The organism is Domibacillus sp. 8LH, from assembly GCF_038806185.1.
GTDB classification, from domain to species: Bacteria; Bacillota; Bacilli; order Bacillales; family Domibacillaceae; genus Domibacillus; species Domibacillus indicus_A.
On the sequence record NZ_JAVJNG010000017.1, the window covers coordinates 1 to 23,895 of the forward strand.

At 46.1% G+C, this 23,895-nt stretch carries 20 protein-coding genes and 1 pseudogene; 3 read left to right on the forward strand and 18 right to left on the reverse strand.

The window, feature by feature from the left end; translation table 11 throughout:
- Positions 1-77 precede the first annotated feature (77 nt).
- The 3 genes from RG959_RS16885 to RG959_RS16895 form a co-directional block, all read right to left on the reverse strand.
- Positions 78-1,478, reverse strand: coding sequence for a sensor histidine kinase (locus tag RG959_RS16885; protein ID WP_342798113.1), 1,401 nt, complete (start codon positions 1,476-1,478; stop codon positions 78-80).
- Positions 1,468-2,142: a response regulator transcription factor gene (locus tag RG959_RS16890; protein WP_342798114.1), complete on the reverse strand. Its 675-nt coding sequence runs from the start codon at positions 2,140-2,142 to the stop codon at positions 1,468-1,470. The genes RG959_RS16885 and RG959_RS16890 overlap by 11 nt, the downstream gene beginning before the upstream one ends.
- A gap of 85 nt (positions 2,143-2,227) precedes the next feature.
- Complete coding sequence (locus tag RG959_RS16895) at positions 2,228-3,886, reverse strand: ATP-binding protein (RefSeq protein WP_342798115.1); 1,659 nt, start codon at positions 3,884-3,886, stop codon at positions 2,228-2,230.
- A gap of 142 nt (positions 3,887-4,028) precedes the next feature.
- On the opposite strand from RG959_RS16895, the gene RG959_RS16900 reads away from it, so the two are divergent.
- Positions 4,029-4,271 carry a hypothetical protein gene (locus RG959_RS16900; protein ID WP_251269943.1) on the forward strand — a complete coding sequence of 81 codons (243 nt, stop codon included), beginning with the start codon at positions 4,029-4,031 and terminating at the stop codon, positions 4,269-4,271.
- A 276-nt stretch (positions 4,272-4,547) separates the two neighbouring features.
- Here the strand turns inward: RG959_RS16900 and RG959_RS16905 are convergent, their stop codons facing one another.
- From RG959_RS16905 to RG959_RS16940, 8 genes and pseudogenes are all read right to left on the reverse strand, one after another.
- Positions 4,548-5,747, reverse strand: a complete 1,200-nt coding sequence (locus RG959_RS16905) for an MFS transporter (protein WP_342798116.1) — start codon at positions 5,745-5,747, stop codon at positions 4,548-4,550.
- Positions 5,748-5,827: 80 nt separating this feature from the next.
- A pseudogene (locus RG959_RS16910) lies at positions 5,828-6,881 on the reverse strand (iron-containing alcohol dehydrogenase family protein).
- Positions 6,878-7,531, reverse strand: a complete 654-nt coding sequence (locus RG959_RS16915; protein ID WP_342798117.1) for an MtnX-like HAD-IB family phosphatase — start codon at positions 7,529-7,531, stop codon at positions 6,878-6,880. The pseudogene RG959_RS16910 and the gene RG959_RS16915 overlap by 4 nt, the downstream one beginning before the upstream one ends.
- 134 nt (positions 7,532-7,665) lie before the next feature.
- The gene (locus RG959_RS16920; protein WP_342798118.1) at positions 7,666-11,976 is read right to left on the reverse strand and encodes a rhamnogalacturonan lyase family protein; all 4,311 of its coding nucleotides are present in this window, start codon (positions 11,974-11,976) and stop codon (positions 7,666-7,668) included.
- 804 nt (positions 11,977-12,780) lie between these two features.
- Entirely contained in the window at positions 12,781-14,001 is a 1,221-nt protein-coding gene (locus RG959_RS16925) for a hypothetical protein (RefSeq protein WP_342798119.1), read from the reverse strand.
- A complete protein-coding gene (gene nfsA / locus RG959_RS16930) occupies positions 13,998-14,726 on the reverse strand; it encodes an oxygen-insensitive NADPH nitroreductase (RefSeq protein ID WP_342798120.1) in 729 nt (242 codons plus the stop codon). The genes RG959_RS16925 and nfsA overlap by 4 nt, the downstream gene beginning before the upstream one ends.
- A 6-nt stretch (positions 14,727-14,732) precedes the next feature.
- Entirely contained in the window at positions 14,733-15,191 is a 459-nt protein-coding gene (locus tag RG959_RS16935; protein WP_342798121.1) for a small multi-drug export protein, read from the reverse strand.
- Positions 15,192-15,351: 160 nt separating this feature from the next.
- Positions 15,352-15,834, reverse strand: coding sequence for an HXXEE domain-containing protein (locus RG959_RS16940; RefSeq protein WP_342798122.1), 483 nt, complete (start codon positions 15,832-15,834; stop codon positions 15,352-15,354).
- 108 nt (positions 15,835-15,942) lie between these two features.
- On the opposite strand from RG959_RS16940, the gene RG959_RS16945 reads away from it, so the two are divergent.
- On the forward strand, positions 15,943-16,719 hold the full coding sequence (locus tag RG959_RS16945; RefSeq protein WP_342798123.1) for a 3-ketoacyl-ACP reductase: 777 nt from the start codon (positions 15,943-15,945) through the stop codon (positions 16,717-16,719).
- 139 nt (positions 16,720-16,858) lie between these two features.
- Here the strand turns inward: RG959_RS16945 and RG959_RS16950 are convergent, their stop codons facing one another.
- Positions 16,859-17,692 (reverse strand): VOC family protein, encoded by an 834-nt coding sequence (locus tag RG959_RS16950; protein WP_342798124.1) that lies wholly within the window; start codon positions 17,690-17,692, stop codon positions 16,859-16,861.
- A gap of 445 nt (positions 17,693-18,137) precedes the next feature.
- On the opposite strand from RG959_RS16950, the gene RG959_RS16955 reads away from it, so the two are divergent.
- Positions 18,138-18,827 (forward strand): TerC family protein, encoded by a 690-nt coding sequence (locus tag RG959_RS16955; RefSeq protein ID WP_315694434.1) that lies wholly within the window; start codon positions 18,138-18,140, stop codon positions 18,825-18,827.
- 44 nt (positions 18,828-18,871) lie between these two features.
- On the opposite strand, the gene RG959_RS16960 is transcribed toward RG959_RS16955, so the two are convergent.
- The 6 genes from RG959_RS16960 to rhaB form a co-directional block, all read right to left on the reverse strand.
- On the reverse strand, positions 18,872-19,633 hold the full coding sequence (locus tag RG959_RS16960; RefSeq protein ID WP_342798125.1) for a DeoR/GlpR family DNA-binding transcription regulator: 762 nt from the start codon (positions 19,631-19,633) through the stop codon (positions 18,872-18,874).
- A gap of 39 nt (positions 19,634-19,672) precedes the next feature.
- On the reverse strand, positions 19,673-19,987 hold the full coding sequence (gene rhaM / locus RG959_RS16965) for an L-rhamnose mutarotase (protein WP_342798126.1): 315 nt from the start codon (positions 19,985-19,987) through the stop codon (positions 19,673-19,675).
- 145 nt (positions 19,988-20,132) lie between these two features.
- Positions 20,133-20,285 carry a hypothetical protein gene (locus RG959_RS16970; protein WP_342798127.1) on the reverse strand — a complete coding sequence of 51 codons (153 nt, stop codon included), beginning with the start codon at positions 20,283-20,285 and terminating at the stop codon, positions 20,133-20,135.
- Positions 20,286-20,664: 379 nt separating this feature from the next.
- Positions 20,665-21,003: a Dabb family protein gene (locus tag RG959_RS16975; protein WP_251269955.1), complete on the reverse strand. Its 339-nt coding sequence runs from the start codon at positions 21,001-21,003 to the stop codon at positions 20,665-20,667.
- Positions 21,004-21,110: 107 nt separating this feature from the next.
- Positions 21,111-22,391: an L-rhamnose isomerase gene (gene rhaA / locus RG959_RS16980; RefSeq protein ID WP_342798128.1), complete on the reverse strand. Its 1,281-nt coding sequence runs from the start codon at positions 22,389-22,391 to the stop codon at positions 21,111-21,113.
- Positions 22,388-23,839, reverse strand: a complete 1,452-nt coding sequence (gene rhaB / locus RG959_RS16985) for a rhamnulokinase (RefSeq protein ID WP_342798129.1) — start codon at positions 23,837-23,839, stop codon at positions 22,388-22,390. Before rhaB ends, rhaA begins: the two co-directional genes overlap by 4 nt.
- Positions 23,840-23,895: the final 56 nt, after the last annotated feature.

Sequence of the window (23,895 nt, forward strand, 5' to 3'; positions counted from 1 at the left end):
TTTCTTCCATTGTAAATTTAGCCATAAAAACACCCCATAAATGTTAGTTTGGTGTCTAACATTTACGGGGCAGTTCATTATGCGGAAACAGCTTTTTCTTTTGGTATCGTAACAATAAATGTACTGCCCTTTTCCGGCTCGCTCTCTACAGAAATGGTGCCGTGATGAATATCAACAATCCACTTGGCGATCGATAAGCCTAGTCCATGCCCGCCGACAGTGCGGGTGCGCGATTTATCAGAGCGGTAAAAGCGGTCAAAAATACGAGGCTGGTCATCAGGATGAATACCGATGCCTTCATCTGTTACTTTCATCGTCCAGTGACGAGCGGTCTCTAATAATTGCAGGCTGACCCTGCCGCCGTCCGGTGAATACTTGACTGCATTATCCAGCAAAATGTACATAAGCTGTTTTAATCGCTCCCGATCCCCCATGACCGGCAGGCTTTCCGGTGCTTCTGTCTCAAGCGAAACACCGTTTGCTTCGGCATGCGGTGTCAGCGATTCGATCACACGGTCAGCTTCTTCCCTCACATCGAAGCTGGCCACTGTACGCTCTGCCCCGCCCGAATCAGCACGGGCCAGCACAAGCAGATCGCTGACAAGCCCTGTCATTCTTTTCACTTCCGACTTCATATTTCGCAGTAGTTTCTGTGCAAAAGGATCTGCTTCAACACCGTCTGTCATGTGAATCGCATCAATGGATGAAAGCATGACACTGAGCGGCGTCCGCAGTTCATGTGAAGCATCACCGACAAACTCTTTCTGCCGGTTAAAAGCATTTGAAATGGGTCCCATCGCTTTTTTCGACATTACAGAGCTGATAAAAATCGCTACGCCGGCAAACAGTACCGTTAAGCTGACCAGCACAACAAGCAGCCATTGAAACAATTGATACGCAAAAGAAATGTCCTTGCCAATGTAAATCATGCCGACAAACTGTCCGTTATAAAAAATCGGGCTGCCGTCAATCATCAGCCGGACTGTATCGGATTTCGGCTGTTCTTTAATTTCTTTTCCGCCAATACGCCGTTCATCAAATTTCACCTGTACGGTTTCTTCACGAATTTGATTGCGGTCAGGCACCCAGCCCGACACAAGCGAAAACAAATCCTCCCGTATATTCGGAACCATTTCATTTCCCATTACAAAATTTCCATCTGCATCTGTCACATAGTAAAAAAACTGGTCAACCCCGGCAAGCACCAGCTCCTGGCTGCCGATTCCCTGCAATTCATTTCGGGCGCTCTCTGCTAAGTAATCACTAATCACCCGCGTTTCCTGCCGGGTCAGCTGTTCAAGCTCCCGATGCTGGTCACGCAGAATGACGATATATAGCAGCGTGTATACAACCACGATAAAAAGAACGAGAAACAGCATAATTAAGCTGCTGTACTGCATGGTGAGTTTCCGCTGTGTTTGTTGAAACAAGTCGCTGCTGCTTTTGAACCAGTTTATCTTTAACCATTTATTCTTCAACTTTATATCCGACTCCCCGTACACTTTGCACAATATCCGGCCGGTCAACGAGATCGAGCTTTTTACGCAGCAGCTTTACCGTTGCATCGATCGTTTTGGTCGTTACGTCCGCCTCGTATCCCCAAATGCGGTCAAGCATCACATCCCGGGTTAATACTTGTCCTTTATTTTGTACAAGCAGGTCTAAAAGCTGGAACTCACGAGGGCTTAACTGAATAGATTGGCCGTTCTTTTGAATTGTTTGGCTATTTCGGTTCAGCTCTACCCCTTGAATAGATACCGTTTCTTCCACAATAGGGGCGTAGTTGCGGCGGGTAAGCGCCCGAAGCCGCGCCAGCAGCTCATCAATTTCAAACGGCTTTACCAGGTAATCATCCGCTCCTGCATCAAGCCCCATCACCCGGTCTTCTACGGCATCCTTTGCCGTCAGCATTAAAATGGCTCCACCGTATCCTTCTTTGCGCAGGTCCCGGCATACCTCCACTCCAGTGCCATTCGGCATCATCCAGTCTAAAATAAGAACGTCATAATGAACAGAGGATGCATAATCATAAGCATCTTCTCCTGTTTTCACCCATTCTACCCCATAGCCGCCTTTTTTCTTCAGCATAAAGCTGACTAATTCTCCAAGCTGCAAATCATCTTCTGCCAGCAATATATTCATCCGATCCACTTCCTTTCGCTTCTTTTGTTATACCATGTTTTAATGAAAAAAGAGTGAAAAAAAAAGACGCCCTCAATAGACGACTTTAAATCGAAACAAGCGGCAGCTCGATTGTAAAAGCTGTCCCTTTGTCCACCGTAGATTCAACGCGGATAATTCCTTCATATTGCTCGACAATATTAAAACAAACCATTAATCCGAGGCCTGTCCCATCTTCCTTTGTCGAATAAAAAGGTTCACCCAGCTTTTTTAATACGCTTTCCGGCATCCCTTTTCCTTCATCAGTAATCACAATTTCCACTTTTTCACCGTTTAAACGTGCCGAAGTGCGTACTACTCCGCCGTTTTCCATCGCTTCAATTGCATTTTTTATAATATTAATAAACACCTGCTTCATCTGCCCGGCATTACACCGAACAAAGCAATCCGGTTCTATGTCACTGTACTGAATGTCAATTTTCCGCATTACTGCCTGTGATTGAAGCAACATCGATACGTCTTTCAGCATTTTGCCGGCATCGCACGTTTCAATTTCAACCGACATCGGCTTGCCGAGCACAAGCAGCTCACTCGCGATCGTTTCAATCCGGTCAATCTCTTCTTCGATAATCGTGTAATATGCATCATGCATGGCGTCTTCACGGGCCAGCTTAATAAACCCCTTAATCGAAGTCAGCGGGTTGCGCACTTCATGGGCAATCGACGCAGCAAGCTGTCCGGCAAGGCTGAGCTTTTCTGTTTTAATAGTCAGCTGCTGATGAGCTTTGCGATCCTGAATGCTGCGGATAATGGCAATGAACGTAAAATCTTTTTCAATATCAAATGAAAAAGGAAAAGTCGCCACCTCAACATCTAAAATTTGGCCGTCATACGTTTTTATTTTCATTTCCTCAAGCGGTACTCTATCGTTTCGCAAAAGTTTTTCTGTATTTTCGTAAATAAGAGGATGATATTCCTTTGTGAATAAGTCCCAAATGGTCGCATGCTGCAAATCACTTTCTTTGCAATTCAGCATCTTTAAAGCGGTATAATTTCCATACACCACTTTCTCAGCCGAAAAAATAAAAACAGCATCAGGCATCTCGTTGATTAAATGTTTATAGTGCTGGACTTTTTCCTGCAAAAAGTCTTCTATAAATAGAGAGGGTGTGTTTTGTTCACTCTCATAATACGGTGAATTTGTAATCTCGTTATCTGTCATGATATGCGAGTGACCCTTCATCAGCTTTAAAGAGAAGTTTGCCGAAACATCATTGCCATCATACGCACAGACTGTGAATACGTGGAACGGTTTTAAAACGGCGTTGGCCTTTTGTTCATAAAGCGGAATTTCCTTATCGCAGTCTACATCTTTACGCCATATCACACGGCTCCATATACGAATAGGTGCGCCGTTCGCTACATAATGACGAACAGCGTCATCAAGCCCCTGCAGCACCGTTTCAGTTTCAAATGATTGATAGGCGTTATAAAATTGGCAGTGGTCCATAAATCCAATAGAGGCGATTTGTTCATCCGAGAACCCTTTTTGAGCAAGCTGCTGTTTGATTTTCTCAATCTTTTCCGCCGACTCAAGCAGGATCACCTGATGCTTCAGCTCTAAACCCGTTATGGTGAAGGAAAACATGTTTTCCCAGTACTTTTCCTGATCTGCATATAAATACAAAATTTGGGTTCCACTTATTAATTCCATATTTTTTGTTAACGCCACTTTCGGGTGTACAAGGTCATTTGGCAAGTTCATAAGCGTGATCCCTCATTTTGACATGTTTTTTCAATCTATTGTAACATGGACAATTTCTTCCGTATATATGTGACATTTCACCCACTCAACTGTACTTATGTAAGATCTTTTCGTAAAATAGTAACTAAAAGGAAGTGATGGATTGAAAACATGGTCATTCCGGCTCATATATCGCATCGTATTAATTATTTTTGCGCTTTTTTACGGAATTTCCGCTTATCCGGGCGGCTGGAGCCGATTCGCGCTGCTTGTAGCGGTTATCGCTATTTTTATGACGATTGAAGATCTTTTTATGAAAGAAGCAGAGAAAAAACAGCGAACTATTTTCGTTGTATTGTTTGCCCTTGTTTTTTTCGTTACCTTCTTTTTTATTTTTCTGGCATAAAGAAAAAAACCGCCGTTATGGGGCGGTTTTTTTATATTAACGTTTGTTTTGATCTAAATATTGATTTAGCTGTTTAAACAGCAAATGAAGCCCGCCGCTGGCGATCGCAATCGCAACAATAAACGTTACAAACATAATAAGAAAAAAGCTCATTTCTGCTATACGCCCCTCTCACGTAATCTCATGAGGTTAGTATAGCGCCGGACAGTTACACACGTGTGACAATGGAGTTAAGTTACATTACGGTTTGATGAACGAGTGAAACATAAAAGACATTCATTCGAGTTCCGTTTGTTTTGTTTCACGCCCAAGCAGAGCCAGCACAAGTACGCCGATGACAATACTTACGCAAAACAAGCCAAACACAAAGCCGATCGACTGGCCGGACGCAACAAGCGAGCCAACTAAAAGCGGACCTAAAATACCGCCAATTCGCCCAACAGAAGCCGCCATGCCGGATCCGGTACCACGGATAACAGCTGGGTACTGTTCTGGTGTGTACGCATATAGTGCTCCCCACGCCCCCAGGTTAAAGAATGAGAGAAGCATTCCTGAGGCAATCAATACCGCAGTTGATTCAGCATTTCCAAATACAAGAGCAGAAGCAGCTGTTCCAAGCAGATAAACAACTAAAACAAACTTCCGGCCCGCCCGTTCAATCAGCCAGGCAGCCGTAAAGTAGCCAGGCAGCTGTGCCAGAGTCATAACGAGGACATACCCGAAGCTTTGAATTAAATCAAAACCTTTTATCACCATTACACTCGGCAGCCATAAAAACATGCCGTAATAAGAAAACACGACCGTAAACCATACGACCCATAGTACGAGTGTAGACCGTGCATACTTTTTCGACCATACATCGCGGATATTTTGCCCAATCGTCCGTTTTTCAGCTTTAGACGGGGAAAACGCCGGCGAATCCGGCAGCTTTAACCTTAAATACAGCGCGTAAAGCGCCGGCAGTGCCCCAATGACGAGAGCCGTCTGCCATCCATAGGATGGAATAACAAAGTACGAGATGACCGCAGCCAGCAGCCAGCCCAATGCCCAAAAGCTTTCAAGCAGCACAACCACACGGCCGCGATCCTTCGCCGGAACGCTTTCTGATACAAGTGTAGAAGCGACCGGCAGCTCGCCGCCCAAGCCCATTCCAACGAAAAAGCGTAATAATAAGAAAACAGTAAGCGTCGTTGTCAGGGCGGATAAGCCGCTTGCCAGGGAAAACATCAACAATGTAATAATGAAAATATTTTTTCGGCCGATCCGGTCAGCATAAATGCCAAATACAAGCGCACCCACTGCCATACCAATAGAGTTTACGCTGCCGATCCAGCCCATTTGTTCCGGCGTTAAATCCCACTCTACTTTAAGCGCCGCAATAATAAACGACAGCATGCCGACGTCCATCGCATCAAACATCCAGCCGAGCCCGGCAATGCCAAGTAGTTTTTTCTGAGAAATTGTTTTTTCTGCCATTGATCCCTTCTCCTGTCTTTACAGATGTTATTACTTCATCACTATAGAGAATCTTTGTCGAAAAAACAACCGTTTTTCCCTTAATGCAAAATCTCTTTCAATGTCGAATTTTGCTCGACTATTTGCTTCGCTTTTTCTCTGTATACTTCTTCATGCAAGTATGTGCGGCGGCTCGGCTTTATTCCGGGTGCCCGGTCAATAGCCATCAGAAATTCAGACCGCTTCATTCCAATGGTTTTTACATAATCAAAAAAGCCTGTACGCGAAAATACCTTATGCATTCTCTCGTACCGATGCTCCTGCACAAGCGACATAATGTAAGCAGCGACACCGACTTGAATGCCGTGCATTTGCGGCTTTTCCGCCCATTGATCAAGCGCGTGTGAAATCAAGTGCTCCGAACCGCTGATGGGAGCGCTTGAGCCGCTGATTTCAGTGGCAATCCCGCTCATCGTCATCGAGCTGATCAGCTCTTTCAGTAAAATAGGGGCATGAATGTCTGCCATAGGCGTGCGGACAAAGCTGTTAACCGCTTTTTTACTGAGCATTTCCGCAAAAGCATTTACTTCTGCTGCCCCTTGTTCTGCTTCAAACTGCCAGTCGTACAAAGCTGTAATATTCGACAGCAGATCGCCAATTCCCGCCAGAATAAACGGAGCCGGTGCCTGCTCCAAAATAGTCAGTTCTGCTACAATGCCAAATGGAATTTTGGCTGGTACGCTCGTTTTTTTTTCCATTAACCATTAAAGAACAGCCGCTGCTTGCGAATCCGTCGTTTGAAGCGGATGTGGGAATGCTGATAACGGGCAGTTTCCGCAAGAAGGCGGTGTACTTTGCCACGTCGATCACCGCACCGCCGCCCATGCCAATGACGACATCGCTTGCTGTTAATTGAAACGCCCTCTCCGTAATATCATGAATATCACTCGTTCCGTCCAAAAGAACCGTCCCAACTGAACAGCCATGTAAAGCGGAAAGAAGCCGGGGTCCGTATGAGGCTTCCACAAAGCCATCCCACATAACGGTCACACGCTGAAATCCATACTGGCGTAACCGATCGCCTACAGAATCCAGCACCTGCACGCCAATTTCCATCATCGCTGGGATCGAAATGTTCGTCACTGCACGATTCATTCGGGCAGCCTTCCTTCTTTAATTAAATCTGCTTTAATATCATTAAAGCGTTCAAAGTGGACATAAGGGACTCCTTTTTCGTCTAATATAGCCGGAAGTGCTTCTTTTGCATACGTCCGGTCCGCAAAAACAGCTGGATGAGAATCTGGCTCACTGTCTCCAGCAAAATAAACGACATCATATTCTTCCTTCAATCGCTGAATCACAATCGCTTTATCAATCCCATACCGTTCTGAATAACTCCAGTGCTCCGGATCAATATCAAGGTGAATATTTTGCTCGCGGTACACGCCTTTATTTGAAAGCACAGTTACGTTTTCCAGCCCGCGGCTTTCTACAATTGGTTTAATATAGTAATCGGTGCCGGCGCTTAAAATGAAAAAATCGCCGCCAGCCGCCTGCACAGACCGGACAAACTCCGGTACATCTTCATCAATAGGAATGGACAAAATGTCTTTTGCAATCTGTTCCTCGCTTTGATGAATGGACCTAAACACTTTCGCCAAAAAATCAATATCTTTCCACTCGCCGCTTTTCCATTTCGGATATAAATCGCGTCCTTCCGGAAAATACGCATCGATCACAAGCCAGTAAAAATCGCGTTTTGAAATCGTGCCGTCAAAATCAGAAACAAATGCCCACTTTGTCATTCTTTTCCCTCCTGATGGTCTGTTATAACGTCATTATATAAAAGTCATTGTCCAAAAACGAGCAATGTCACAATTTTGTGAAATAATTCACAAATAAAGTCTGAAAAAAAGCGGCACTGAGCCGCTTCCTTTCTTTACTTTGTTGGTTCAATAAGGGCTTCCGGCTGGCCGTCCATTCCCTCTCCTAAGAAGAAAGATGGGTGAGGCGGCTGATTATAGCCGACATTCTGCCAGGCAACCGCTTGACGATACTGCAGGTCATGCATTAATGTGTACAGCTTGTGCTCCGTTAAATCCGTTGTCGTGTAAATACGAAGAGCAGAGCTGTCTTCTGTCCGCCAGGCAATTTCTTCACGCCAGTCGCCAAACAAGTCTGCTTGAATGGCCGGATTGCCTTTTGTCGTATTGTTTGAGAATGTTCCTTCTGCCGTTAGTAGATTCACAAGTTTATTTTGCTCGTAATCCCATTTGTCGATCGTACCGACGCCGGCTGCGACTGATTCGTTATACGTATGATCTGCCAGTTCCCGCAGCAGATCGCCATCCCACCAGATCGCAAAGTTTGCGGATGGAATCGAATCAGAAATCTTTTCTCCCGTTGACGTATGAAGCCCGCCTGCACGGCTGTTCCAGGCGCCTGAAACGGCCCATGCTTCAGCTCCGGCGTGACGCGGGTCAATATCTGCCGCAACTCCCCGGCCTATGTCCTGTCCGGTTTTCACGCCCCATAAAATACGTCCCGTTTTCGCGTCACGCATATCGTAGCCGTACGGGCCTGTTTTAATTTCCTGGGTCGCAAATACTTCCAGACCTGGATTTGACGGTACAAGATCACTTACATGAAGCGCGTCGCCGTGGCCAAGGCCTGTCGTATAAAGCCCTTTGCCGTTGTCATCAATAACCATCTGTCCGTATACAATTTCGTCTTTGGCATCGCCATCGATATCTGCGACACTAAGCGCATGGTAGCCTTGTCCTGCATAATCCTGCTTGCCTTCGTTTGTATCAAATGTCCATTGCTTCGTTAATGTACCGTTTTTAAACTGGTAGGCGGATACAACGGTGCGTGTATAATATCCGCGCGCCATAATTAAGCTCGGGGTTTCCCCGTCCAAGTAGGCGACTCCAGCAAGAAAACGGTCTACCCTGTTGCCATATGCATCACCCCATGAGGCCACATCGCCCCGAGCCGGTGTGTATGGAATGGTCGTTAAAGCTTTGCCTGTTGCGCCTTCAAAAACGGTTAAAAATTCATCACCCTGTAAAACATAACCGCTCGAATTGCGGTGGTCTGCATCGGCGCGTCCGATCACATTTCCCTGCCCATCAACCGTACCGTCTGCTGTTTTCATGGCGACCTCTGCTTTTCCGTCGCCGTCAAAATCGTACACAATCATTTGTGTATAATGGGCGCCGGCGCGGATGTTTTTACCGAGATCAATGCCCCATAATTTAGTTCCATCGAGCTTGTACGCATCAATGTATACATTGCCTGTGTAGCCTGCCTGGGAATTATCCTTTGAATTGCTCGGATCCCATTTGACAATATATTCATATTCCCCGTCGCCATCCACATCGCCAATACTTGTGTCGTTCGCCCGGTATTGGTACGGATCACCAAGCGGTGTCACACCCGGCTTTGGTTTATCAAGCGGAATATCCAAATAGTTTTTCTCTATTGCCGTAACAGTTTCATAGCCTTTTTCTTTTCCGGAGACAATCGGACGGATTTCGTATGTGTCACCTGCTTTTCCATCTGGATCAACCAGGTTCGCCGCACCGGAAACCGGCTGCTTGTTTACTTTTTTTCCATTGCGGAAAACATGAAATGAAACGTTCTTCGGATCTGTGCCCAGTATCCGCCAGCTCACAAACACGCCTTCATCTGTTTCCACTGCCACAGGAGACCGTTTCAAGGACTCTGCCTGCCGCTTTAAAACAGTGACAGCTTCGGTTTGGAGTACATCGGATTCTGCTGAAGCACCGCCTGCGTTTACAGCTGCTGCTTTATAATAATACGGAATGGTTGTCAGCACACTGCTGTCTGTAAAAGAAGCAGACGTTGTAACACCAGCAAATTCAAATTTACCATCTGCTGACTCTGAACGGTAAACCGCATAAGAGGAAGCTCCGTCTACAGCATCCCACGTGAATGTCACTTTATTTTTCTCGATATCGGTTATGTTCAAACCGGCTGGTTTTTGAGGTGCCGGTATGTTCGGGTCAATCAATGATACTTCCACTGATGCGGATGGAGCGGTTTCCTGTCCGCTTTCATCTACCGTTGTGACAGCATACGTGTACGTGTATCCAACATGGGCGGTTTTATCTGTGAATTCTGTAGTTGGCACGGTGCCCACTTTTTCTGTTTTATCTGTGCCGGCCATTGTCCGGTACACGTTGTACTCTTTCGCACCGCCCGCTTCCAGCCATTTTAGTGAGACGGATGGAGCAGCTGGATCAAGAGAAATGCCACTTGCCTGCGGCTGGGCTGGTGCGGTTAAAATCGGGGTAAGCTCTATACCGTTTACAATCCCCGTCGCGCCGCTGAACGCAAAGTTCATCTGCCCGTCTTTGATCGAAATATCCGGAATGATTTTTGTTGTATAGTTGTTTTTCGGTGCAGAAACGGTTCCGTAGCTCACTCCTTCTACCGCTACATCTGTGCGGGCTGTTCCGCTTAAATCACCGACATACACTTTCGCTGAATAAGATCCGTTTGGCACATCCGCTGCAAATTCCCACTTGTTGTTAAAATACCCAACCCAATCCCGGACAATATCGTTTCCGGCTGCACCACGGTCACGTCCAATCATACCTGCAGGATTCATAATGCCAAACCCTTTTTCTTTTGAATACGCGGTCGATAGGTTTACCTCGTTATATCCTTCTGCTACCGGTGTGCCGGCTAGGCCGAAGTCATATTTGTAAGCAGCCTGCTTTGTCTGCACCGTGATCGTTTGAGACGGCTCGGATTCGCCTTTCGCATTTACCGCCGTGACATAAAGATTGTATGATTTCCCTTCTTCCATGCCGGAAATCGTCAAGCGCGGCAGTGTGCTTGTCCCGATCAGCGAATACGAATCCGCCGTTGATTCTTTCCGATACACTTTATAAATATCGGTATTTTCTGTTTCATCCCACGTTAAAAGCGCTCCAGCATTGCTGATATTGCCGGCTTTGACGTTTTTCGGCACGGATGGTACGGCAGCCGGCGGCTCAACAGATGTGACGAATTCTTTTAAACTACTGCTGCTTTTTTCCACTTCACCGGCAACGAGCCGCGCCATTTGAATCGCCCCGTATTCCTGGAAGTGTGTATTATCCTGTGATCCATTTGGGAAAGCAGGATATACACCGGGATCTGTATGCAGGAAAACAGCAAGCGTGCCTTCAGGGCCAATCTCATTGAAATATTCTACGCTCCGGGCGCTTAAATCAACGAGTTCAACATTCATTTCTTCTGCGACTTCTTTCATCCCCTGTACGTATTCAGGGAAGCTGATATTAAATTGTCCGGTTGCTTCTTGAAAATCACGGCGTCCGACCGGTGTGACTAAAATTGGCTCGGCTCCGCGCTGGCGTGCTCCATTGATGTAAGTCTTGAGGTAATTTTTGTAGTCAGGTACAGACGCGTAACGTTCCGGGCGGCTGATTGTCGCGTCGTTATGTCCGAATTGAATGAGGAAGTAATCGTTTGGACGGATGGTTCGCAAAATTTGATCGAGCCGCCCTTCCGTAATAAATGTTTTGGAGCTTCGGCCGCCAATTGACTGGTTGGAAAAAGCAATGTCTTCGTTAAAGTAACGTGGAATCATCTGGCCCCAGCCTGCTTCTGGACGCCAATATTCGTCGTACGTCTGCACAGTGGAATCACCGGCAATGTAAACCGTCGGCTCTTCTCCCGCTGTCCGTTCCGGAAGTTTTTTGATAGACAGTCCATTGATAACAGGCGCTGTCCCCGTCCACTGAAGTGTCAGCTGGCCGTCCACAAGTGCGATTTCAAAGGTGCGTTCCGTAAACTCACCGGCTGCCGCAACCGTATTCTGTACTTTTTGTATACTTTCGGCCATCACGCCGGTTTCTGTTTGTTCCAATGCGTCCCCTGAAGTAATGGTTACAGCATAATCACCATTGGGTAAATCAACTTGAAATTTGGATCCGCCAGGCCGGACGAAATCTGATTGAACCGGATCCTCTCCTGTTCGTTCTACAGAAGATAAAGATTCGGCGTCTGTAAAACCAAAGCCGGTACTGCCATCATATAGGCTTCCGTCCGTTACCTGCACGGCCCCTTCTTTCACTGGACTGTCTGCTGTGCCAAAATCAAATTCTTTTACTGTGCCTGCTTCTTCCGCCTGGATAACAGCAAGCGGCGGAACACTGGAAACAGCAAGCATCGTTCCCATAACAGCCGCTGCTGCTCTCTTGTGCTTCTTGGCCATCTTATCCCTCCTTTGTTTATGTAAGCACTTACAATGATCATCGTAATCTCGTAAACTCCATTTGAATAGCCAAAAAACAGTTGTGATTGTTTAAAAAGTAGATATTCATGCTCCTTTTTTTAAGAATAAAAATATAGACCTATGACTTATAGAAGTACTTTTAGATTTTTTTTACAAACGGCAGGAAAATGGAATGATCTGTTTTTTAAACAAGGATTTAACAGTAAAAATAAGGCACATAAAAAGAGCTTTGCTCAATGTGTAGACAAATAAAATCTATTGCCAAAGGATTTCTTTCGTTTCTTTTTTATGCAAGGTGTGCAGGCGGTTGGGATGAGAGCCGATAAGGCGCCGGACGCGCGGCTTCGCTTTCCATGGAGCAGGCGCTGAGCCCGCTAGTCCCATAGGAGTCTTCGCCGCACACCCGCCGCCTGTGCGGTTAAATAAGACTGCACAGCTTAATAGATACACATGCCTGCCCTATCACCAAAGCGGTAAAAGTGCAGGTGGAAATACGCTTTTTGCTGATTTTTCGAAACACATGGGGAAGCCGGCCGGACGAAGACTCCTGCGGGATGCACAGTGAGTCGGGAGACCCCGCAGGCGCGTGCGCCGAGGAGGCTCCCGCACTGCCCGCGGAAAGCGAAGTCCGGCCGGCTTCCCCTATCGGCTCTTTTTAAGAAGCGATGTTTCTCGAAAAGTCTCCTGCCTGTTTTCGGCGGTGAAAATTCTCATAAAAAAAGACTGACGACTTTGTCGTCAGTCTCAGCAAAGCTCTTTTGAAAAAAGAGCTTTGCTTTCTTTTTATAAAAACAATACTTCTCCGGTGGCTGCGTGAACAGCTGCACGTGAATCGAGCTTGCCGTTCAGCCGGTATTTTTCACCATCATACACATACATTGGTGTGACCGTGATGTGCGGCTTGATCTTATCAAATGCTTCATTTTTCGAAAGCACTGGTTTGGCGGCTTTTTGGAATTCAGCACATGCATCCGTCATCCAGCTGCTTTTATCTACATAATGAACGACTTTATATGAATCAAAATCAATAAATACATCGTACATTCTTGGAATGACGGTAATGTCTTTTGTGTTCACCAGCCTGGCTTTGACCATGCCATTCGTCCGGCTTATGTCCGACAGCGCCCATTCACCGCTTTCTTTTGGAACGTACGTCTGCAAAAAAACAGTAGCTGCTTCGCGTACTTTTGCCTGCGTTTTTTTCGTTAATGGCTTTGTATCGGGATGAGGTGGAAACTGAAAAAGTTCTTCTTCATCGATCTCTGCAGGCCCCAGCTGCAAAAGCTTTCGCTTTACCCGCTGGTTTTTTGCGCTTTTCCATGTTAGGATGTCCTGCTTCTTTAAAACCGCTTTTCCTGTTTTATTATCGATAAACACATCATCTATCATAAACAGCGGCAGCCATTTTTCTTCTTTCATAAGCGGGTATTCCACAAATACGAGCCGCTCTTTTGCCAAGGACTCAAGCGCGTCAGCATCAAGCTGGAACTCTGCTTCTTCCGCTTCATCTGGCACAAGTCCGTAAGCAGAAAACAGGGTCAGCTTTTTTTGTTCATCCATTTCCACTGTAACCGAGCCGCCCGGCGTAACGGGCACGCCTTTGTATGCAAGGTCAAATGTAAAGGAATCTGTCTCCGCTCTTGTATCTATAAACTGGCTTCCATAGATCCAGCCGGTTTCCTGTTCAATAAATCGGATGACTTCTTCCCTGTCCCCGCTTAAAAACGAAAAGCCATGCTCGGGCGCCCGTCTGCCCACAAACACAGCATTGGTCAGCCGTCCTGTTTTCGCGTCAAGCTCTATAACAGCCGTGCCTTCTGGATTTGTTTCGTCTTCTTTACGCTCGGAATGTCCCGGAGGAAGCCATTCACTCGTAAAACGATAGCTGGTTTCGTTCCACTCGTTTTTTTCGTATGTGGCAAACGTCTCCAGGCATGTGAATTCCTCAAGGCCAAACTTTGACTTGACCATGTCGACCCATTGGGCCAATTGCGCATGTTTCACTTCTTTAAGAACCCCTTCCCCTGAACAAAATCAAGCATATACGCACGGCGCGGCTGCGATAAATAATCGGCCATACCCTCGGTCCAGCCGGCTGACTTATTGTTGGTAGAACGGCTGGCGTAATACGTGCGGATCACATCATCGTACTCATCTAAAATCGTTTCGTATTTTGTTTCATCGTATTCATTCATATGCAAAACAGCTTGCACCGGCAGACGCGGTTTTACTTCATTGCGTTCAGCCGGGACGCCAAATGTTAAGCCGAATAACGGAATCACATGTTCAGGCAGGTTTAACAGCTCACTGATCAGCCCGGGATTATTACGGACACCGCCAATATAGCAAATCCCATAGCCTTTTGATTCAGCCGCAACAACGAAGTTTTGAGCGAAAAGAGCTGTATCAATCACCGCCACCATAAAGTTTTCGGCTGTGCCCGCTTCGACCGTTTTTCCGTGCTTTTTGGCTGCATAATCAAGCCGCTTCAAGTCCGCACAAAATACAAGCGCGCGTGCCGCGCCTTTGATTTGAACGGGGTTTTTTGACAGCTCGGCAAGCCTGTCCCGTTTGTCCGCATCTGTTACATCGACAATGGAGTAGGCCTGAACAAAGTGCGATGAAGCCGCACCTTGAGCTGCTTCGATCAAGTCATGAAGCTGCTTTTCTGTAACAGGTTCATCTGTGTATTTTCGAACGGAAACATGCGATTTCAAGAACTCTAGCATAAATGATCATCCTTTCGTTTGTTGAAGAAAAAAGTCAAAGCCAAGCACTGTGGCAATGCCAATAATAAGCGTCCAAAGAGCGATACTGACTGTTATCCATAAGGTTGTCCATCCCCTGCTTGCGCCAAATGACAGCCCGATGAATACGGCAATATGCGTACCGATAAACAAGGGGCCGAGCAGCGCGAGCGTCGGAAATCCGTATCGATTCATGATTTGGCGCGCACGGTCTGCTTGTTTTGTTCCCTTAAGGCCCGTTCGCTCCAGCCGTTTTTTCAGCCAGACTTCTACTTTTGAAAAAGCGGCAATCAAGAGAAGCACTGTTATCATATTGCCTGTGAACGCCAGCAGCATGACCCAAAAAGGCGACAGGCCGCGTACAATTCCGACTGGAATCACAAGCGCAATCTCCATCCAGGGGATTGCAGCTGCGATAAAAACAAGCGCATACTCAATGAGCTGCATCCGTCTGCCTCCATCTTCTTGTTATTCTTACTTTAACGAAGGGCTGTCTTCCCCGCAACTAAAGAGCACCCGGAGCTTTCTGTTCTTCGTTTGTAAAAATATTTTAGTCTTCAGCAATCAGGCAGGAAACCGGCCCCTGCTGCTTGCCATAGTTTAAAAGTTAATAAGAGCTGATTCGTGAAATAAAGCCGCCTACCCATAGGGCTGCCCATGTGGCAATCGGATAAGTAAACAGGCTGCCGAGCAGAATGAAACGTACGAGTCTTCTTTCCAGAAACGGCCGTACCTGCCGGAAAAAAAGCAGAAAGAGGACAAGAATTACACAAGCGGAGAGCACACCCGGATTATATGCCCTGAACACAGCGAACAGCACGATATGCTGGACAGCGTTGAAAAAAATGGTCCCATAAAGGAACAGCAGAAAGGCTTTTGACTTTCCAAAGGTTAAAACAAGAAAGAAAACGAGAATTGTCAGGATAGCAACAGCTGCTGTGAATTGGCGCTGTGTGACCGCTTCTATCCTAAACCGGTTGTGTAAAAAAGATATCATTCCAAAGGATTCCTCTATGTTATGTACAAGAAAAAGAACAGGCAGCCTCCATTTACATAGGTGCCATCCAGCCTGCTGTTTGATTGGCGTCACAATATTCCCTCCCTTTAATTTATTAAACCATAGAAAGCAAATCCATTGTCCGCTTAGCGGCAGGCTGATAAGATAAAGCGAAGAGATTTATTGAAGGAGGAATATACTTTGGCACAATCATTACAAGGAAAAAAAGCTATTATTACAGGCGGGGGCCGCGGCATCGGGCGTGCGATTGCGGAAGCGCTTGCGGCGGAAGGTGTTCATATTGGCTTGATTGGACGGACAGAAGAACATGTACAAGCAGTAGCGGAGGACCTCGGGTTAAACCCGGAAGTGTCAACACGTGATATGTGCGGCCGTCCCGTACTGATGCCGTCTAAGGTAGAAATTAAAACAGCGTTCGCAGCGGCGGATGTTTCAAATCTAGAAGAAGTAACAGCAGCTGCTGAAAAAGTGAAAGCAGAGCTTGGCGGAGTAGACATTCTCATCAACAATGCCGGCATCGCAAAATTTGGCGGTTTTATGGACCTCGATCCGGACGAATGGAAAAAAATTATCGATGTTAACCTGATGGGTGTGTACAATGTAACACGCGCTGTACTGCCGGATTTAATCGAGCAAAAATCAGGCGACATTATTAACATTTCTTCGACTGCAGGCCAAAAAGGAGCACCAGTCACAAGCGCCTACAGCGCATCTAAATTTGGTGTGCTTGGCTTAACGGAGTCTCTTGCGCTTGAAGTACGGAAGCACAATATTCGGGTCACAGCTCTAACACCAAGTACAGTGGCAACGGACCTTGCAGTTGAAAATAACTTAACGGACGGCAATCCTGACAAAGTGATGCAGCCGGAAGACATTGCGGAATTCGTGGTGGCACAGCTGAAATTAAACAGCCGCACGTTTATCAAATCAGCAGGACTTTGGTCGACTAATCCATAAAAATAAGTAAACGCGCCGGGACTGCTGGCGCGTTTTTTATATTTGAATTGACTGTTTTCATCAGCTTCTCTGTTTTTAAAATGCTTTTCGTCTCTCTTTAAAAGCCTGCTGCATAAAATCGGAGCAGGCCGGCTGCTTTTTAAACAAGAAGACGAATCCGGTTTCCTGCCGGGTCTTCTGTTACATACTGATCGACGTTAGCACCTATATTTTGAAGGCGTGCCACCGCTTCTTCTCTTGCTTCCTCATTCGGAAAAACAATTGTATACCAATTGAGCCCTGCACTGTTTTCGGCTGGACGCGGCGCACCAACCCCCTGCCATGTATTTAACGCAATGTGGTGATGATATCGGCCGGTTGAGGTAAAAATCGCCTGAGGATAATGGCTGACAATCTCAAAGCCAAGTCCTTCCGTATAAAAACGTTCCGCATCCGGAATATTCGAAACATGCAGATGAATGTGCCCCATGATTGTTCCAGCAGGAAGGCCCGTAAATGTTTCTTCACTTTCCGCAAGAATACTGTCCCCGTCGAGCTGGACAGTAGCCATATCAACCAGTCCATCGTTCCACGTCCATTCTGACGCCGGGCGGTCGCGGTACACTTCAATGCCGTTGCCGTCAGGATCATCCAGGTAAATCGCTTCGCTCACGTAATGGTCGGCCGCACCAAAACGGTAGCCCGTTTGCAGCAGGTGGCGTAAAAATTGAGCCAAATCTTTTCGCTCCGGCAGCAGAATCGCAAAATGATACAGGCCCGACGTACGTCCTGCTTTCCGTATGACACCTTCTGGCTGCTCCAGTGTCACCAGCGCTGTTTGTCCATTCGCTGTTAATACAGCCTGCTGCTCGGACTGCGACAACACTTTTAATCCGATTATTTGCGTATAAAATGCAATCGATCTATTCAAATCTGTTACACGAATACTCACTTCTCCAACAAACGTATGCGGCTTTTCATGAAAATGATTCATGGTCTATTCTCCTCTTATGTTACCTTTTTAATTTTTGTTACTTTATGTAACATATTGTACAAATGATCAAAAGTGAAAGTCAAGCATCTAGATGACCCTTTAAGAGAGCTCTCTTTTTGTAGAAAAGTGAATATAGTATAAACAAACAGGGGATCATTATCAGCGTTTACGAAAAATAATGGCTGTCAATAAAAAAATGAATCTTAAAGCATCTTTTCTTTTAGCGCTTCACCTGTTACAATAAAGCCACAAGCATTATGAACTGAATATCGCCTTCATCCGTAAAGGGGAGTAGCGTCAGGAAACTGAAATAAAGTCGTCATTACGTGGAATTCATTCCTCCGGCTTTATTGACCTATTAATTTAGTGTTTAGCGAGACCTTTGCCATATACCTATGGCAGAGGTCTCTTTTATTTTGATTAAAAATAAAAAGGAGATGGGCAAATGGAAACAGAATTTATAACCGCATTATTTGCTATTATTATGATTGACCTTGTGCTCGCTGGCGACAACGCCATCTTGATCGGTCTTGCTGCACGCAAGCTCCCGAAAGAACAACAAAAGAAAGTAATCCTTTGGGGAGCGATCGGGGCCATTGTGATTCGTGCAATCGCCACATTGCTTGTCGTGTACCTGCTTGAAATTCCGGGCTTGCACTTGATCGGCGGCATCCTGCTTGTGTGGATCGCATATAAACTGCTTGTGGAAGAAGAAGAGCATGAAGTCAATGCAGCTGACTCCCTATGGGGGGCCGTGAAAACGATTATTATCGCAGATGCTTTGATGGGACTCGATAACGTTTTAGCTGTTGCCGGCGCTTCTCACGGAAACATGTGGCTTGTGGTCATCGGCTTGCTTGTGTCGATTCCAGTTGTTATGTGGGGCAGTACGTTGATTTTGAGAATGATTGAGCGTTACCCGGTTATCATTATGATTGGGGCAGCGATTCTTGGCTGGACAGCATCGAAAATGATTGTTGGCGAACCATTTATGAACGGATACTTTGCCAATCCATTTATCAAATATGGCTTTGAGATTGTCGTCGTAGCGGGTATTTTACTGGCTGGTGCATTGAAACAGCGCAAAATGGCCAAAGAAAAAAACGATACACGCCTGGATGAAAATGCTCTTTAATACATTCAAACAGCCTGCTTTCTCTGCGAAAGCAGGCTGTTTTTTTATTCCACAACGGCAACATGGATCTGCCGTTCGTCCAATCCCCTTTTTATGGCTTCATCCAATCCTCTGTCTGTAATCACTTCATAAAGACCACTTGGCGGCCCGATCGATGAAAAAGCACGCTTGCCGAATTTGCTTGAATCAGCCATTAAAAACACTTCATCTGACTGCTCCATCATTTTCTTTTTTAAAAGAGCCTGCTGCTCATTTGAATCACTCAGACCTGCATCAAGGTGAACGGCTTTGCAGGACAAAAAGGTTTTGTTCACATGGTATAAATCAAGAGAACGTTCCGCCAGCGGCCCAACAAACGATAATGACTTTGGCAGAAGAATACCGCCGATTGAAATCACGTTGATCCGTTCTTTTTTACTTAGTTCCATCACTACTTTTATCGAATTCGTAATAACTGTCAGTGTCATATTCGGCAGCGCCTTCGCCATATACCAGGCCGTCGTGCTTGCATCTAAAATAATGCGGTCCCCTTCCTGCACCCGTTTGGCTGCTTCATGTGCGATTACTTTTTTTTCCTGTACATTCGTAATGACACGCTCGGAAAAATGCACTTCTGATTCTTCATCCTGCATGCTGACCGCACCGCCATGACTTCGCTGCAGTTTGCCTTCCTTTTCAAGCTTTTCAAGATCGCGGCGAATCGTTTCTTCCGTGACGGAGAAAATATCGCTCAGCTCTGATACGCGGATACTTGACCGTTCATTCACCAGCTCTACAATTTTTTGATGTCTCTCTGCTACCAGCATCCTTTTGCACCTGACCTTTGTTTGTTTTTGTTTATTTTATCATGCCAAATAAAAAACGTCTTTCAGCTCCACCGCCACTGGACTGTTATCCGGATTCGTCTCCATTATCGGCTCCATAAACGCCCACCATTTTTGGCATACTTCTGTCTCTGCCATTTGAGCCCATTTTTCTTCACTCTCAATTTCCACATAAGCAAACAGCTTGCCCGTCGCTTCCTCTAAGAAAATTGAGTAGTTGCGCGCTCCATGGGCCCGCAGTTCCTCTGCCAGCTCAGGCCATAGCTCATCATGACGCTTTTTATATTCCTCATACTGGTCTTTATACACAGTCATCACAGTCGCTTTTCGAATCATCGCCCACACTCCGTTTCTTTTTGTTTTATCATAACTTATTTTTGTTTGTTTTTGAATACCCTTTCAAAACAAAAAAACCGGATGTTTACAAAATCCAGTTTCTTTTATGTTCAACCTCATCTGTCTGCATATGCCTATTCATTTTTCAAGACATATCATTTGTTTCACCGATTAGCACAGCTAATCTTTTCCATAAAAAAACCGGTACTTGTTGTAAGTACCAGTTTCCGTGTGTAGACGAAGTCTCTCGCTTTAAAAAAGAGCCGATAAGTGAAGCCTGCCGGACTGCACGTTCCACGGGCAGTGGGAGCCTCCTCGGCTGCGCCTGTGGGGTCTCCCGACTCACTGTACTTCCCGTAGGAGTCTTCGTCCGGCAGTCTTCACTAAGTGGTGTTGAAGATCCATAAGCAAGGATTGACTAGACATTTTCTCTTTTTTAAACAGAAAGAGACAACCTTATTAGCTCCGTACCATCTTATCACAAGCCACTTGGCGGCGGGAGGGCAGCGAGACTCCTGTGGGACTCAGCGCCTGCCCCATGGAAAGCGGAGCTGCCTGGACGCCGCCCGATCCATCCCATTCACGTGCAGGTCATCCATATAATCTGTCCACAGTTTGAAACTGGTACTTGTTGTAAGTACCAGTTTTCCTTTTTGTTTATTTGCAACCGCTGCTTTTTACCAGGCAACTTCATAATCCACTACGATGACATTGTCGGTTAATCCTTCAATTTCGGACAGAAATTTTTCATGCAGTGGGTGTGTTTGGTACTCTTCTAAAGACTGTTTGTCTTTAAATGTAACATGCAGGCCTAATGTGTACCCTTGTGCCTGTTCTACTTCATCTGTTGCGTTAATGCCGGCTGTTACCTTCATAATACCCGGGATTTCTCCTTGAAACTTCAGCAGCTGCAGTGCCAGCTCCTGTTGCTTTTCCGTTGTTACCTCTTCTTTAAATTTAAAAGACACCAAGTGTTCGTACATGTTTGCTACACACCTTCCTTTTTTTCCGTTCACTCGTTTTATTCCCCATTTTTCCAGCGGATATGCAAAAGAAAAAGCCGCCCGGTGGAAGATCTCTGGGGCGGCCTTTCGCAAAAGAACTTTTTCTTGGTTTTTCTGTTTTATTTGCTTACTTCCTGCTCTTTTTGTGACCGTTTCGACAAAATCGTTTCTTCGTATTGCTTTACCTCATTCAGCCAGCTTTCTTTCACCGGCACGTTCATCTGCTCACAGTAATAATCCCAGACGGCGCCGAACGGATACGTTTTAAACTCTTCCATCAAAGCAAGGCGTTCGGTGAAGTTTCCTTCTTCCTGCAGCTGCTTTAAGTGCTCGTTCGGCACGAGAAGCGCATACAGCAGTGCTTTAATCATATTGCGTGTACCAATCGTCCACGCTGCTACACGGTTAATGCTTGCATCAAAGAAATCAAGGCCGATAATCACTTTATCGAGCGCATCGTTACGGACAATTTCAAGCGCAATTTCCCGAAGCTCGTCATCTAAAATGACAACATGGTCACTATCCCAGCGAACTGGGCGTGATACATGCAATGCCAGCTTATCTGCATAAAGCAGCATGGACGAAATTTTGTTCGAAACTGTTTCAGTCGGATGATAATGCCCCGTATCAAGCAAGCATAATTTGTTGTTTTTCAGCGCATAACCGAGATAAAATTCATGAGACCCTACCACATAAGACTCAGAGCCGATTCCGAATACTTTGCTTTCCACGGCATCCAGGTGGTATTGTTCATCGATATCTTCAGCAAAAATTTGATCCAATGACTCTTTTAATCTTTTGCGGGGCGTCAGGCGGTCACTTGGAATGTCCTTGTATCCATCTGGAATCCAAACATTCGTTAAGCAGGGCGTTCCAAGCTCACGGCCAAAATGCTCACCGATTTTGCGAGATGCGATGCAGTGATCAATCCAAAACTTTCGGATTTCTTCGTCCGGATGCGAAAGTGTCAAGCCGTCTGCTGCTTTTTCGTGTGAGAACAGCGTCGGATTAAAATCAAGGCCGAGGCCATGCTGTTTTGCCCAATGAACCCAGTTATCGAAATGCTCTGGCTTTAATTGGTCACGGTCCACTGCTTCTCCGTTCGTTTCCGCATATAAAGCATGCAGATTTACCCGGTGCGTACCCGGAATAAGCGACAATGCTTTTTCTAAATCTGCCCGCAGCTCTTCTGGTGTGGTTGCCTTGCCCGGGTAGTTCCCCGTAACATCAATGCCGCCCGATAATTCACTTTTGTTCACTTCAAATCCGCCAATATCATCACCCTGCCAGCAATGAATCGAAATGGGCACTTTTTTTAATGTTTCAAGTGCTGTATCTACATCGATTCCCCACTTGGCATATGCCTGTTTCGCTGCTTCGTATTGTTCTTTTACGTTCATACCTTTTCACCCTTTCGATGTTGACTAAATTGTTCTATTCGTTTTGCTGCCTGCTCCTGCGGTGAAAATATCTGGAGCGGAAATGAAGCGCGAATAAGTTCCCTTCCTTCCTGCAGGCTGCCAAGTTCTTTTGAAGCGATCATCTGCATCATTAAATTGCCAACCGCTGTTGCTTCCGAAGGACCCGCATAAACTGTTCTACCGCTTACATTTGCAGTAAGCTGGTTAAGCAGTTTATTGTTTGCTCCGCCGCCGACAATGTGCAGCCGGTCAATCCGCTGGCCGGTCATTTCCTCGAGATCTCGAATCGCAATGGCATAAATAATAGCCAGGTTGTCATACACACAAGCGGCCAGCTCACCGGCTGTTTCCGGGACAGGCTGATTGGTTTCACGACAGTACGATTTGATTTCTTCAACCATGTTAACCGGGTTTAAAAAACGGTCATCATTTAAGTCGACAAACTGGCGGAAATGCTCCACGTTTCTCGCTTCATCTACAAACTCGGCAAACGTGTAATCAACCGGGAGATGCCGGCGCACTTCCTGCATAATCCACATGCCCATAATATTTTTTAACAAGCGGTATGTGCCGAAAACGCCCCACTCATTCGTATAATTATCTTCAAGAGACCGCTCACTGATCACCGGCTCAGCCGACTCAATCCCCAGCAGAGACCAGGTGCCGCTGCTTAAATACGCCCAGTTTTCGCCTTCTCCCGGTGTACCGGCAATGGCGGAAGCGGTGTCATGTGACGCAGCCACTATTACGCGGCAATCCGGCAGATCTGCTCCCGGAAAACGTTCCTTTACAAGAGGGCCAAGCTCCTCCCCCGGTTCCGCGAACGGCGGAAATTGGCGGCGTTCGATGAACAGTAATGCCAGCAGTTCCTCATCAAAATCACGCGTTTTTACATTCAGCATCTGCATAGTCGATGCATTGGTCACTTCTGTAACTGCACGTCCAGTCAGGCAGTATCCCAGATAATCAGGCACAAGCAAAATATGTTTTGCGCGCTTGATGAGCTCTTGTTTTTCTTCATACAATTGATAGAGCGTATTAAACGGTAAAAATTGAATGCCTGTTTTTTCGTAAATGCTCTTTTTGTTTATATGCCGGCTGATTTTGCTTATCGTCTGCTCAGTCCGGCTGTCCCGATAGGCAACGACTTCTTGCAAGCGGTTACCATTTTCATCAACCAATACATAGTCAACCGCCCACGTATCAATTCCTACGGTGACAGAATGATAGCCACGTTTTTTCGCTTCAGCCAGTCCTTTAATGATTTCATTAAGTAAATGATCAATGTCCCAATAACATGTATCATCTATTTCCCGAAATCCATTGGCAAAACGGTGAATTTCGTTCATTACAAGCTTGCCGTCTTTTATTTCGCCCGCTACAAGCCGGCCGCTTGAAGCGCCGATATCTACTGCAATATGCGCCATTTCCATCACTCCTTCTTTCACGCCAAAAGCAGCCGGACTGCCTATGCCATTACTGC

Excerpts from the sequence above, each read along its gene's own strand:
- RG959_RS16890 (WP_342798114.1), bottom strand. The coding sequence starts at position 2,142 with ATGAATATATTGCTGGCAGAAGATGATTTGCAGCTTGGAGAATTAGTC.
- RG959_RS16895 (WP_342798115.1), bottom strand. The coding sequence starts at position 3,886 with ATGAACTTGCCAAATGACCTTGTACACCCGAAAGTGGCGTTAACAAAA.
- RG959_RS16905 (WP_342798116.1), bottom strand. The coding sequence starts at position 5,747 with ATGGCAGAAAAAACAATTTCTCAGAAAAAACTACTTGGCATTGCCGGG.
- RG959_RS16915 (WP_342798117.1), bottom strand. The coding sequence starts at position 7,531 with ATGACAAAGTGGGCATTTGTTTCTGATTTTGACGGCACGATTTCAAAA.
- RG959_RS16920 (WP_342798118.1), bottom strand. The coding sequence starts at position 11,976 with ATGGCCAAGAAGCACAAGAGAGCAGCAGCGGCTGTTATGGGAACGATG.
- nfsA (WP_342798120.1), bottom strand. The coding sequence starts at position 14,726 with ATGCTAGAGTTCTTGAAATCGCATGTTTCCGTTCGAAAATACACAGAT.
- RG959_RS16935 (WP_342798121.1), bottom strand. The coding sequence starts at position 15,191 with ATGCAGCTCATTGAGTATGCGCTTGTTTTTATCGCAGCTGCAATCCCC.
- RG959_RS16950 (WP_342798124.1), bottom strand. The coding sequence starts at position 17,692 with ATGAATCATTTTCATGAAAAGCCGCATACGTTTGTTGGAGAAGTGAGT.
- RG959_RS16955 (WP_315694434.1), top strand. The coding sequence starts at position 18,138 with ATGGAAACAGAATTTATAACCGCATTATTTGCTATTATTATGATTGAC.
- RG959_RS16960 (WP_342798125.1), bottom strand. The coding sequence starts at position 19,633 with ATGCTGGTAGCAGAGAGACATCAAAAAATTGTAGAGCTGGTGAATGAA.
- rhaM (WP_342798126.1), bottom strand. The coding sequence starts at position 19,987 with ATGATTCGAAAAGCGACTGTGATGACTGTGTATAAAGACCAGTATGAG.
- rhaA (WP_342798128.1), bottom strand. The coding sequence starts at position 22,391 with ATGAACGTAAAAGAACAATACGAAGCAGCGAAACAGGCATATGCCAAG.
- rhaB (WP_342798129.1), bottom strand. The coding sequence starts at position 23,839 with ATGGCGCATATTGCAGTAGATATCGGCGCTTCAAGCGGCCGGCTTGTA.